This window comes from Bacteroidia bacterium, assembly GCA_040880525.1.
GTDB lineage: Bacteria > Bacteroidota > Bacteroidia > CAILMK01 > JBBDIG01 > JBBDIG01.
This window is the reverse complement of the sequence record JBBDIG010000057.1, coordinates 26,364-39,421: the sequence shown is the minus strand read 5'-3', so window position 1 is coordinate 39,421 and position 13,058 is coordinate 26,364. Positions and strand designations below refer to the sequence as shown.

Sequence of the window (13,058 nt, the reverse complement as noted above, 5' to 3'; positions counted from 1 at the left end):
GGTCAGAATTTACCTCACTTCTTCTGCTGCATCGTGCGCGAGGCTGAAGGTTTTTGTTTCTCCGGCAGTGAGACTGAAAGGCTGTTCTTTTACCATAATTTCCAGGGTATGATTGTACCAACTGCCCTGGCAGGTCAGGGTAAGTTCAGTTGTATTGAGTTGTACTTTTATCCAGAACCCACGGTAGCGCAAGGTGTATTCAATGAGGGTGAGTTCATCGGGGAGTTGCGGATTTAGCCACAATTTATCATTGCGCATTTCGAGGCCCATGTAGCCACGCTGCACCAGATCTATGGTACCGGCCATTGCGCCAAGATGGATACCCTCAGCCGTAGTGCCACCCTGAACATCCTGAAAATCACTCATCAGGGCCTGACGGAAGTTGAGCCATGACTTGCCGCGGTCAGAACGGGCCAGAACCCAAGAATGCACCAATTTGCTGAGCGTGGAGCCATGAGCCGCCCGGCTTTCATAATAGGTAATGTTTGCGGGAATATTCCGGGGATCGAAATCATAACCATTGCGATTAATCAACGCTGTCAATTCCTTCGCTGAAAACAAGTAAAACAACATTAAAACATCGGCCTGCTTGGTGGCTTTGTATTTATTTACGTCATCTCCCTCTTTTTCCATGATGCGATCGAGGCGCAATACTTTTCCATATTTTTTATGATAATGATCCCAGTCCAGTTCCTCAAGTTTTTCAAATCCTTCAAACTGGTTTAAGATCTTATTTTCTTCCAAAAAAGGAATGAACATATTCCGGCTTATTTTATCCCAGCGCTGAAGGTCTTCTCCGTTTAATTCAAGATGCGCCATTAATTCTTCTCTCCGCCTGACATCCAGAAGCTCCAGCACTTTTCCGGCATGTTCCAATGACCATATCGCCATCACGTTGGTGTAGGCGTTGTTGTCAATACCGGGCTCGTTGCTGCCGGGATACGCGGTGTGATATTCGTCCGGCCCCACTACTTTCCTGATCTCAAACTTCTCCTTTTCCTCACTCCAGGTGGCTTTGGCTGCCCAAAACTTCGCTATGTCCAGCATGAGTTCGGCCCCGAAAAAATGGAGGAATTCCAGGTCATTTGTGATACTGAAGTAATGCCATACGTTGAAGGCGATGGCTGCATTAAGGTGCTGTTGAAGCTGGGAATCATCCGGGATCCAGTTTCCTGATTCTGGATTAAGATGGATTTTCTGGCTCTCCTCCCGCCCGTTGCTTCCGCTCTGCCAGGGGAACAAGGCGCCTGCATAGCCGTTTTCCTCCGCATTGCACCGGGCTTCCGGCAGCCTGCGGAAACGGTACATCAGCAGCGAGCGCGTTAGTTCGGGCATGCTCCAGGTAAGGAAAGGAAAGATGAAGAGCTCATCCCAAAAGATGTGGCCCCGGTAAGCTTCTCCATGCCACCCACGGGCCGGTACACCCACATCCAGATCTGCCGAAAATATTGAGACCGTTTGCATCAAATGGAAAATGTGCAATCGTAATACGATCTGCTCCTCCTCATGTCCGCTAAGAATCCGCGTATCCACACGATCCCATATCTCTGTCCATGCATTGCGCTGACATTGCATTAATTCATCAAACGAGCCAGCCCGCAAAACGGCTGTCGTGGCTTCGGTGAGCGGATCGGATATGGCATAGTCGCGGGAAGTGTAAATCGCAACGACCTTCTCTATGATCACCTCCTGATTCTCTGCGGCATAAAACTTCAGTTCGTGGGCTATGTAATCCTCCTCCTGAATGGATTCGCGGGTTACAGCAGGAATTTCCTGTGCAAACTCCACCCGCACTTTTGCCGCCTGCGCCATTACGATTTCTGACTGGAGGGTCTGCGTTTTGAGAAAAATCCCCTCCTCTTCAAAAGTTCCCAGCTTCAGTGTTTTCAAGTGCCGGCTTTGTAATTCACGGTAGCGCGCCACTCCATTGTTGGTTACCGATCCGTCCAGCGCAGAATGCAGGATGATGTTTCCTGACCAATTCTTTGGCGTAAGTTTCCATTGAATAGCCGCCAGATGTTGGAATTTTCCGTGTACTAGGCGCTTGCTTTCGATCATGGTTTCGCGGCCTGCGTTATCCTTTATATGTATATACCGCTCCAGTATGCCCTCCCGTAGGTTTAGCGTCTGCCGGTATTCCAATACTTCCACCTCATCAAGGCGCATCCATTCCCCGTTTTCAGGTTTGAACTTTAAAACCAGCCAGTTGGGCCAGTTCACGAGGTCTTCATTTTCAATAACCTTCCCTGAAATTTCTGACTTGAGGCGGTTATAACCTCTGGCCAGATACATTCCCGGATAATGGATCTGGTCATCACGGCTCTCTTCGTGTGCGCCACGGGTAGCGAAATAGCCATTGCCCAGCGTACAAAGCGCCTCTCTCAATCCTTCCTGCTCCGGCTCATAGTCGTTGTATGTCACTTTCCAGCAAGGTTCCATTATTTTAATTTTAATATCAGTTACAGGTTTTCTGAAAGCTTCTTCAAAAATTCCTGAACCTCATCCACATCGCGGAGGCTGTAATCTGCAGCCGTAAAAGGTTCATCATGCGTGCCTGCCAATATTCCCACGCCATTCGTAATGCTGCGAAAAGCATCCTCATCCGTAACGTCATCACCAATATATATTATCATTTCTGCTCCGAGCTGTTTGGCTATCATTTCTACGGCCTTGCCTTTATTCCATTTAATTCTAGGTTTTAATTCAATTACTTTTTTCCCCCGTCCTTTTTCTATTTTATTATTTAATGATAAAACCTTGTCAATAATTAAATTTACTGCAGGCACATCGGCTTCAGATGCATTGCGATAATGCACGGCCAGCGCATATTTTTTCCGTTCAATTTTTACTCCTTTAAATTGCTTGAGTTCCTGGTTTAATTTATTCTCTATATCGTCAAGAACGGGGAGCAATGCCTCAGCTTCCTTTAGTTCATGGCGAAAATTATCCGGTCCTTCGATTTCAAACCCGTGGCTTCCCGCATAAAAAATTCCATCCAGGTTTACCTTTTCCTTAATAAAAAATATATCCCGGCCACTGATAATTGCCACAGGAAAAGCGGCCGCAGCTTTTCGCACCTGCTCCCGCATTTTATCCGAAATAATGGCTTTTGTGTAATCAGCTACGATCGGGGTCAGGGTACCATCGTAATCCAGACAAAGGACTACCCCTTCATTTCCTATCCCTCCAGCCAGCCGGTCAAAATTCTCAAGGGCAGAGGGCAAATCTTCCGGAGCCTTTTGTGACCGCTTGTTGATGTCTAGCTGCTCCAGGCTTTCTACTACCTCGGTGGCGCCAAGTTTTTTCATGATCTCCATTTGCTCTTTTCCGCCAATGCCGATCACTCGCTGAAATCCGCCTTTCCTGCCCGCCTCCACACCTGCCCGCGAATCTTCTACGATCAGGGCTTCATCAGGTCTGGTATTTAATTCTTTAGCTGCCTCCAGGAAAATATCCGGTGCGGGCTTTCCCTTCAGCTTTCTTTCTTCAGAAACCACCCCATCAACCCTTGCTTCAAAGATTGACTCAAGCCCTGTCAGTTCAAGTACCTGACGGCAATTTGTGCTGGAGGAGATCACAGCCAGGCGTATTCCGGCTGCCTTCCATTCGCGGAGCTTTGCCACATTTTTCTCGAATATCTTCACCTCTCCTTTTTTGAGCAGTTCATTAAAAAGCACATTCTTCCAGTTTCCAAGCCCGCAAATTGTTTCTTTATCAGGATCATCAACTGCATTTCCCCACGGCAGAGAAATATTCCGCGACTGCAGGAAATTCTTTACACCGTCATAGCGCGGCATCCCGTCCAGATACTCGAAATAATCCTCCTCGATGGAAAATTCCCGGTAGGGCATTTCGCCCTTTTCTTTGCGCTTTTGATTATAAGCATCAAACATCTGCTTCCAGGCCATTGCATGAGTTGTCGCAGTTTGGGTAATAACTCCATCCAGATCTATTATTGCCGCTTTAATTTTTTTCATTCGGCCTCGATATTCCTTTGTATATGTTATTAATAAGCAAGTAAAATGTGAATGTTTTCAACCTGTTTAATAACTTCCGGGAGCACTTTGTTCTTATTCGCTCTTTTTTTCAGGCCCCGGAAAAGTTGAAGCTTTAGCACTCCTGATATCTGAATGAAGGATCCAGGGATTAGTCTTTCTCCAAAAAATAAACGGAGTAATTATATTCAGACAACTCCTGCGGAATAGTCGTCTCTGCTCAGTTCAGGCTTCTTGGCTTTTGAGGTAAAATTCTTCTCCGGAATATTGTTTAATTAAAATGTGTCCGGTTAATTTATAAAAATAATGTTAAATATAAACAGCGATCAGTGTATAAAAATATATAATTTAATAAGCAATTTTTAATAAACAATTAAATTCTATATCAATAATTAAAAATACATTATCAAGGAGCGAATCCTGGATCAGAGCGAAATGATTTTCAACTCCGTTCTTCGGTTCAGGGCTTTCCCTTCTTCCGTTGTGTTTTCTGCCATAGGTTTGGATTCGCCAAACCCGATGGAGACCAATCGCTCTTCTCTGATTCCGCCCTCGCGAACAAGATAATCGAGCACGGACTTCGCGCGTTTGTCAGAGAGCGTTTGATTATAAGGGGCAGAACCATCGCTATCCGTATGACCACTGATCTCTATCCGCAGGTTTGGATTCTCCTTCAGAAAGCCAATGAGCAACTGAAGTTCCGTCCGGGATTTTTCCTCCAGATTAAATGAATCCACATCATAGAAAATATTTCGAAGGACGATCTTCTCACCCTCCTTTATTTTGCTCAGATTAATATCACGCTCATAAGGCTCTGGAGACTTATAGTTTTTCAGGGCAAGGTGATCACTGTAAAAAAGGTATCCTTCTTTTGATACATGAAGCGCATAATTCCGGTTTCCCGGCAGCGCCAGCAGCACTCCGGTTTGTTCATCGCTATAGCCTTCAATTATTGGCTCACCTGTGTTTACATCCAGGAGTTCAACCTTTGCCGATATGGGTTTTTTGGTCTCCAGATCATACACCATTCCTTTCAGATAGGTTACCAGTTCCGGCCGCACTTCTTCATAAAGGTCGAAGGAGAAAATATCGCGCCCGCCCAGGCTGTTGGCTTGCGATGAAATAAACGCCTTGTCTCCCCTGCTGGTAACGAAAATGCTGATCTCATCCTTATTGGTATTAATAGGATACCCGAGGTTTGTCACATTCCCGAACATTCCGTTTTCCTGCAATTCAGATTTGTAAAGATCTGCCTGGCCGAGGCCAATATGGCCGCGGGAGGAAAAGTAAAGTGTTTTATTATCGTGATGAATAAAAGGTGACTGCTCGTCATCTTCAGTGTTCACTTCATCTCCCAGGTTTACCGGTTCCTGCCAGCCCTCTTCCGGATCGAAATCACTTTTCCAGAGATCCAACCCACCCTTGCCGCCAGGCCGGTTGCTGCTGAAATACAACGTGCGGCCATCGAAAGAGAGGGATGGCTGGGTTTCCATATCACGCGTGTTCAGAGAAGTACCCATATTTCGTGGTTGCGTCCAGGCGCCATGTTGCAGCTTGCTTATATAGAAATCGCAGCGGCCCATTCCATCGCGCCTGTTGCAGCCTGTAAAGATCAACCACTTTCCATCAGGTGAAATAGTGATGGCTCCTTCATTATCCTGTGAATTCAGGCTGCCGGGCGGGAACTGCGATTTATCCCATTTCCCATTATTGAATTGGCTGATGTAAATATCCTCCTGTTGAAACATCCCTCCGGCATCTGATTCCATTGGCTTTAACCGTGTAAAGAATAGCGTTTTTTCATCTGCCGTAACTGCCGGCCAGTATTCATCCATTTCCGTGTTGACGCCAGGTCCTAAATTTTCCGGCTTGAATGGTACCGGGTTTTTCACCTGGTCTGCACTGAATTGCGCTTCCTCCAGTCTTCTTTTGGCTACCGGAATAAAACGGCTGTCCTGATTCTTTTTGCTGATGAAATTCTCCAGTGCCGTTACGGCTTCCTCATATTCCGCATCATGGTAAAGTGCCACTCCCAGATTGAGGTAGGCGTCTGCAAAATCCGGTTGCATCCGGTTGAGGGTTCGCAGTTGATCCTTTTCTTCCTCGTATTGTCCATTTTTATGATAAATATCAGCGAGCAGCATTCGTGCATCTGCATAAGCTGAATCTTCAACGATGGCCTTTTTCAGCAGGATCTCAGCTTCCGTGGTTTGATGCTTCAGGAAATAGGATACCGCTTTAAGATAGAGTTGCCTGGCCCGGGGCGAAGACGTTTGGGTGTCTTTATAATTCTGTGCAAAAGATGAAACACAGATGAAGAGTAACGGCAGAACCAGCCACGGGAGGAGCTTTTTCATTTAACAATAGTAAGAATAAGTAATATACTGAAAATGCCGGTTTGAAGGAATGATTACCATTCCTCCTCCTCTTCAACTTCCGGATTGGCTATAGCCTCCTTCATGGCCGCGATCTTTTCCAGAATGTGATCATTCACCTGCTCGCATTCTTCAGTCTTTGTTCCGGCTTCGGTTACGTTCGGATCCAGCCAGCGTTCAAGTGCGAAAAAATAACCTTTGTTCAGGTGAAACTTATAGAACTCATATTTATAGCGGCCATCCTTAAACAGGATGTTAAGCCTGTATTCAACGATCATATCGCCTTGCCGTTTTCCCTTGGAGTTTCTTTCCTCCACCCTGAACCGTCCATCCAGGTCTATAACTCCTTTTTCCTTCGCGTCTGCATCCAGTTTATTGGCAGCATTCACATATTCATTTTTGATCCAGGCCATTGCACGTTCAAAAAGCTCATCTTTATTCACGCCAGCTACCTCTACAACCTCACCATATTTAAAGGTATTATCATCCGCATCAAGCGGAATAGCGCAATCTGTTTGTGCTTTAAGATTAAATGTGGCAGCCATCAAAATGAACAGCAGCAGAAAAGGAAATTTATGCATAATGGATAGTGATATTATTTAAATGTTGAAGCCATTTTTACAAAGATGGTGCATTAATTCAGGCGGATCAGGAAATAGTTCTTCTTGCCTTTCTGCACCATTACATAACTGTTCTGGATAAAATGTGCTTCATTCACCTGCATTTCAGGGTCATTAATTTTTTCTTTGTTCAGGATCAAACCTCCATTTTTAATAAATCGCCTGGCCTCACCTTTTGAAGGAAAAATAGTGGAAAGATCCGTGAGAAGATCGGTAATAGAAATGCCCCCTGAAATCTGCTGTTGCTGTACCTGATATTGCGGAACTCCCTCCAGCGCGGAAAACAAAGTTCGGGGATTGAGGTCACGAAGCATTTCTGCGCCTCCGCGGCCAAAGAGCAGCTCTGTAGCTTTTTGCGCCTGGTGCAACTCCTCTGTGCCATGCACAAGTTGGGTAACTTCTTCGGCCAGCTTTCTTTGGAGCAGCCGCTGGTGGGGTGCCACGGAATGTGCGGAAGCGAGGCTCTCAATTTCTTCTTGCGAAAGAAATGTGAAAATGCGGATGTAGCGGTTCGCATCTTCATCTGAGGTATTCATCCAAAACTGATAAAAAGCGTAGGGTGAAGTCAATTCAGGATCCAGCCATACATTCCCCTGTTCTGTCTTCCCAAACTTGGAACCATCCGCTTTTGTAACCAGCGGTGCGGTTAAGGCGAAAGCTTCACCTCCAATCGTTCGCCTGATGAGTTCGGCCCCGGTCGTCATATTTCCCCATTGGTCTGAGCCGCCCATCTGGAGGCTGCAGTTCTGGGTGCGGAAGAGGTGCAAAAAATCATAAGCCTGTACCAGTTGATAGCTGAACTCCGTGAAAGATATGCCGGTTTCCAGCCGCTTTTTCACCGAATCTTTTGCCATCATATAATTTACGCTCAGATGTTTGCCCACATCACGAAGGAAATCCAGGAACCCAAAACCGCTCATCCAGTCATAATTATTCACCAGGATTGCAGCGTTGTCTCCCTTTTCAAAATCCAGGAACCGGCTAAGCTGGCTGCGAATGCCTTGCTGATTTTTCCGGAGCATTTCTTCGGAAAGCAGGTTGCGTTCCTCGCTTTTACCGGAAGGATCACCAATCATTCCGGTGGCGCCACCTACCAACGCTACCGGCTTGTGGCCGTGTCGCTGCAAATGCATCAGCAGCATAATGGGAACCAGGTTACCAATATGAAGCGAATGGCTGGTAGGATCGAAACCAATATATCCGGTTACCGGCTCTTTGGCAAGCAGTTCCTCTGTCCCTGGCATAATATCCTGCAACAGGCCACGCCATCTTAACTCTTCAACAAGATTCATCAGCAGTTCTTCTTTTTGTGCAAAAATATGCTTTGGCTTACGCATGAAGAAGTTTGCATCATTTGTGCAAATCGCCCTCACGCTCCGTACAGGCCACTTCTTTAATTTTGCTTCATTATTCCTGACCACCCATGAATTTCCTGGGACATTATTATTTTGACCGACAATTGCAAAACCCACTCTTCAATACCGGGCTATCGCTGCCTGATCTTTTCACCACCTTCAACCGGAAGTGGCGCATAAGGCATATTAATGCCGCAGATGCTCCCACCATAAAGGTCCGGTTCCTCACGGAAGGTTGCTGCACTCACCTGGAGTCGGACCGCAAATTTCATCAGTCCTCATTTTTTAATACCCAGGGAAAAATGCTAAAGGAACTGTTAAAGAAATATCAATTTGACAAACTTCCGTTCAGGCCCTTTTTCTTAAGCCATATTTTACTCGAATTGCTCGTGGACCGGATACTGATGAAGAAATTTCCGGATTTGCTCCCCCTCTATTATACTGACCTGGAAAAAGTGACGCAACAGCAAATGGCCGCCTTGCAGGATTTTCTGGGTTTCAGCAATATTGATGGCTTCTGGAAGTTCTTTAAACGCTTCCGGGAACACCAATTCCTTTTTAATTATCAAAACAATAAAGATTTTACGACTTCTATAAACCATATATTTTCACGCGTCAAACAGCCAGTTATTCAAGGAGCATATTACACTGTTTTCAGCCAGTTATTATCAGAGGCTGAAATGAGGCTGACTCCGGAGGTTTTAAACATTCAGCATTTATGAACACAAAACACTACATTATCTTAGCCGCAACCTGCCTGTTTTTTCTTTCACCCAGAGTGAAGGCACAGGACAGGGATCGTACACCAAAATACAGCAATGAATTTCTGAACATTGGTGTGGGAGGCCGGGCGCTCGGTATGGGAAACTCTGCCGCAGCATCTGTAAAGGATGCATCTGCTACATACTGGAATCCGGCAGGCATCAGCCTCATTGATAACGATATTCAGCTCTACCTCATGCACAGTGAATATTTCGCTGGCATTGCCAAGTTTGACTATGGAGCGGTGGTAACAAAACTTGACGAGAAAAATTACCTGGGATTCAGCATGGTGAGATTCGGGATAGACAATATCCCCAACACGTTGCGGCTCATTGACGCCAACGGCTCCATTGATTATAACAGGATTACTGAATTTTCTGCAGTTGATTATTCATTTGCTCTTTCCTTTTCCCGTAAGCTGGCCAATGAAAAGCTCAGGCTGGGAGGAAGTGCCAAAGTGATTCATCGCAGGATCGGACCTTTTGCCACTGCGTGGGGGTTTGGGCTGGATGCAGGCATTCAGTATGATTTTGCCGAAGGCTGGACAGTAGGGGCAATGGGCCGGGATATTACTTCTACTTTCAATGCCTGGAGTTTTAACTTCACCGAAGAGGAGAAAGAAGTATTTACGGCTACGCAAAACGAGATCCCGGTGAACTCTTCAGAGATCACTTTACCGAGGATCAATACCGGAATTATGAAAGATGTGAAGATCTCAGATAAGTTCAACATGCTGGCGGAATTGGGCGCTGATTTTACTTTTGACGGAAAACGAAACACGCTGGTGCGCAGCGACTTTTCCAGTATTGATCTGCATTTCGGTTTTGAGGTTGACTACAATGAACTGATCTTCCTGCGCGGTGGAGTAACCAATTTCCAGCGTACTACCACGAATTTGCCTTCCGATAAAGATTCTGCTACAGGATTTCAGGATCCAAGAGAAATCCTGACATTTCAACCAAGTATTGGCGTGGGATTTAAGTTTCAGCAATTTGCGCTGGATTATGCCTTTACTGATATTGGCGATCAGTCTGTAGCGCTTTATTCTCATATTGTTTCCCTGCGGATTGGCATCAACCGGAAAGAAGAGGCACAGTAAATCCCGAACGTTATCCATTTCCATTTGTATTTAGTTTAATATTGAAATTCAAATCAACATTAAAAAATACGTATGGGCAGAGGAGATCGTAAAACGAGAAAAGGTAAAACCTTCAGAGGCAGCTATGGAAAATCAAGGCCCCGGAAAAAAGAAGAAGCCACAGCAACAATAGCTGAAGAACCGGAAGCTAAAACAGAAGCCGCCCCAAAACCACCGACAGCAGCAAAGAAAAAGAAGTAACAGCACTCTTCTTTCCTCACCACAACAGCATCATCATTCCCGTGAGTACCTCCAGCCATTGGTTGCTGCCAATGCCGGAGATTGCCCGCACTTTTTACAGGTAAACACCTTCCGGCACAAGACTGCTTTTGTAAGTCTTTATCCATAGCCCCCGGTTTCAACGGGAGGCTTTCAATAGCGGTGGTAAGGGTTTAATGTAGGTCCCAATTGCATTGGGACAAGCCCGGCAACGGGCTAGCTACCACGACTGAATGACTCCGATCTCTTATCCGGTCCTGATATTCCGCTATCGTGGAATTGTCCGATAACAAATCGGACCTACATGAGGCTACCGCAACTGTTCCGTCTCAGCCAATATTTTCTCCTTTCCAGATGGGGTTTTGCCACAACGGTTGTGGATGGTGAGTTGATACTTCCTATAGCGGTATTACCACCGCTTCGGTAATGGGGGTAGCATCACTCCCTCATGTTTCTCTCGAAAGCCATCGGAAACGGCAGGCTGCTGATGCGCATTGCAGCGGCAATTGCACGGGTCTGATTAAAGCCGTAAGGAGAAATGATGCTGATCTTTCCTTCAGGAATCCCTCCCTGGATCATGGCATAATGAATTACGGTTTCATCCAGCACGATGCCAATAAAACTCCTAAAGTTATTCATCGTAAGCTCATAAAAGTATTCCCCGCCATTTTCATTAAACTGTAAATTGATGACCACCACTCCTCCTTCAGTGGTTCCAATACTCAGATCTTGCACAAAATTTTTGGTGAGCGCTGGCAGGCCCTCATTCCTGTAGTGGCTGCGAACAGCTATGAGCGGAATCAGGGAATCAGATATGGTAACTCCGGGAATGATTTCCAGCGCGGCAGGCAGAATCGCTTTTACTGAATCAATTTTAAGCGAACGGAAAATGCTGGCAGTGTCAGAAGGAAAAGCAAATCCAATAACGGGAGTAGGCGAAATTTCTTCTCCTTCAGCAAGCTGGTAGGAGGCCATTTTGATCCTGCTCAACAAGGGTCCCTGGCCCGCGGTATCTCCCTGCAAGTGCGCCAGGTAGGCATCAGCGGTGAGGATGGAACCAATCACATCGGCATGATGATACGTTTCCACAATGCGGAAATTTCCGGGGATGGTAAGCAACGGCTCCAGCCAGCCTGTGGCGGTATCTTCCTCCAGCTTGTCAATCTGAATTTCTATCGCCCCGTCTTTTTCCGCAATGATGAAATCTTCTGCTGCAAAGCCCGCAGTAATGAGGCGTTTCCTTAGTACATCTTTGGCATAGTCCAGCAGCTCCTGCTGCGGCTTGGCGGGCAAGTCAAGAAACTCACCCTCTGGATGAAGAATGACTCTATAATCCGCCTCATCTTTGCAGCCGGGTAAAATGAAAAGAAGGATGACAACCACAATGGCATATCTACAATTGGCGTTCTTCAGCATTCTTTTCCGATCTTAAACGAGTTTTTCATATCAAGTTTTAAAATACTGTATGCCGGCAAAAGTAGAAAAAGGAGAATTCAGCAATTATACCTTCTGGGTTTTTGTAACGGGCTTTTTTGGCGGGCTTTACGGCATTGCGGTGCTGAGCACCCGCACCTTCATTCCTCCTGAAATCATTTTCCTGATCATTCTGGCAGGAGGAACCATTACCCTGGGTATTCATTTTCTTTTCCTGCGCTGGCTCGATCGCTATCTCATTGAGATGCTCGTTTACAATTATATTGGATGGGGTTTTATTCTCTGCTCTCTGTTTCTTGCAATTAATTATTTTTTCCCAAAACCGGAGGGTAAAGTGGAATCTTATGAAGTAACGGAAATTGGAGAAATGATGAACATGTTCGTATATCCGGTAATGCCTGAAAGTCCGTATGGCCGCTATAATTATATCTTTATGCAAGAACTCTTTGAGGTTGATTATCTGCCCCAGGCCACGGAGGTGCAAATTCATTTTCAGGAAGGATACTTTGGATATTTTATTTTAGATAAAATGATATTTTTAAAAGGAGATATGATTCTGAATCCTGAAATGCAGGAATAGCTATGGCATTGGATTATTACAAGGTTTTAGGAGTGGAAAGAGATGCGAATGCGCAGACCATCAAACGCGCCTTCCGGCAACGAGCCAAATCCGTGCATCCTGACCGCAACAATTCGCCCCGTGCTGAGGATCATTTCCGGCTGGTGTATATGTCCTACGAAATCCTGAATGATCCGCTAAAACGAGAATTATACGACCGCATCCTGGAAAAAAAGGAGCAATTTCAGGAGCAGGAACGAATGAGAAAGTGGCAGGCTAATGCTTCCCGGCAGTCAGAAGGTTATTCCGCCATGCCCTACCGCGAGTTTGAAACTTCCTTCTCCTCCGCCCTCCATTTCCACTTTCATCAGTCCATTTCTTTTATCGGTTTCTTAATTATATCTGGCGGGGGTTTCATGCTGATTTTTTATGCCTACCAGAACATGGTGGAATCAGCCCAAAATTATTTATTCACCATTGCCGCCATTATCCTTGGAACTGCGCTGCTCTTTCAAGGCATCAAGATCATCCTTAAAATATTGCGGATATGGTTCAATCGAAACGCGGTTGAATAAGATGACGCCCCGCTTGATAAAAGTGA

At 45.7% G+C, this 13,058-nt stretch carries 11 protein-coding genes; 4 read left to right on the top strand and 7 right to left on the bottom strand.

All coding sequences use genetic code 11. The annotated features are described in order from the left end of the window. Positions 1–9: 9 nt before the first annotated feature. From WD077_15490 to tyrS, 5 genes are all read right to left on the bottom strand, one after another. Complete coding sequence (locus tag WD077_15490) at positions 10–2,439, bottom strand: glycosyl hydrolase family 65 protein (protein MEX0968635.1); 2,430 nt, start codon at positions 2,437–2,439, stop codon at positions 10–12. 20 nt (positions 2,440–2,459) lie between these two features. After that, positions 2,460–3,977 (bottom strand): trehalose-phosphatase, encoded by a 1,518-nt coding sequence (gene otsB, locus WD077_15485; GenBank protein MEX0968634.1) that lies wholly within the window; start codon positions 3,975–3,977, stop codon positions 2,460–2,462. 443 nt (positions 3,978–4,420) lie between these two features. Next, positions 4,421–6,352, bottom strand: a complete 1,932-nt coding sequence (locus tag WD077_15480; protein MEX0968633.1) for an OmpA family protein — start codon at positions 6,350–6,352, stop codon at positions 4,421–4,423. A gap of 53 nt (positions 6,353–6,405) precedes the next feature. After that, the gene (locus WD077_15475) at positions 6,406–6,951 is read right to left on the bottom strand and encodes a DUF4468 domain-containing protein (protein ID MEX0968632.1); all 546 of its coding nucleotides are present in this window, start codon (positions 6,949–6,951) and stop codon (positions 6,406–6,408) included. Positions 6,952–7,004: 53 nt separating this feature from the next. Further along, positions 7,005–8,282: a tyrosine--tRNA ligase gene (gene tyrS / locus WD077_15470; GenBank protein MEX0968631.1), complete on the bottom strand. Its 1,278-nt coding sequence runs from the start codon at positions 8,280–8,282 to the stop codon at positions 7,005–7,007. Positions 8,283–8,413: 131 nt separating this feature from the next. On the opposite strand from tyrS, the gene WD077_15465 reads away from it, so the two are divergent. Together WD077_15465 and WD077_15460 are read left to right on the top strand one after the other, a co-directional pair. After that, the gene (locus WD077_15465) at positions 8,414–9,067 is read left to right on the top strand and encodes a hypothetical protein (protein MEX0968630.1); all 654 of its coding nucleotides are present in this window, start codon (positions 8,414–8,416) and stop codon (positions 9,065–9,067) included. Beyond that, positions 9,064–10,206, top strand: a complete 1,143-nt coding sequence (locus tag WD077_15460; protein MEX0968629.1) for a PorV/PorQ family protein — start codon at positions 9,064–9,066, stop codon at positions 10,204–10,206. Before WD077_15465 ends, WD077_15460 begins: the two co-directional genes overlap by 4 nt. 122 nt (positions 10,207–10,328) lie before the next feature. Here WD077_15460 and WD077_15455 read toward each other — a convergent pair whose 3' ends face one another. Further along, positions 10,329–10,592 (bottom strand): hypothetical protein, encoded by a 264-nt coding sequence (locus tag WD077_15455; protein MEX0968628.1) that lies wholly within the window; start codon positions 10,590–10,592, stop codon positions 10,329–10,331. Between the two features lie 310 nt (positions 10,593–10,902). Beyond that, complete coding sequence (locus tag WD077_15450; protein ID MEX0968627.1) at positions 10,903–11,880, bottom strand: hypothetical protein; 978 nt, start codon at positions 11,878–11,880, stop codon at positions 10,903–10,905. A gap of 49 nt (positions 11,881–11,929) precedes the next feature. Between WD077_15450 and WD077_15445 the strand changes: the two genes are divergently transcribed. Then, positions 11,930–12,478 (top strand): hypothetical protein, encoded by a 549-nt coding sequence (locus WD077_15445; protein MEX0968626.1) that lies wholly within the window; start codon positions 11,930–11,932, stop codon positions 12,476–12,478. A gap of 2 nt (positions 12,479–12,480) precedes the next feature. Further along, positions 12,481–13,032 carry a DnaJ domain-containing protein gene (locus tag WD077_15440; protein ID MEX0968625.1) on the top strand — a complete coding sequence of 184 codons (552 nt, stop codon included), beginning with the start codon at positions 12,481–12,483 and terminating at the stop codon, positions 13,030–13,032. The last annotated feature ends 26 nt before the right edge of the window (positions 13,033–13,058 follow it).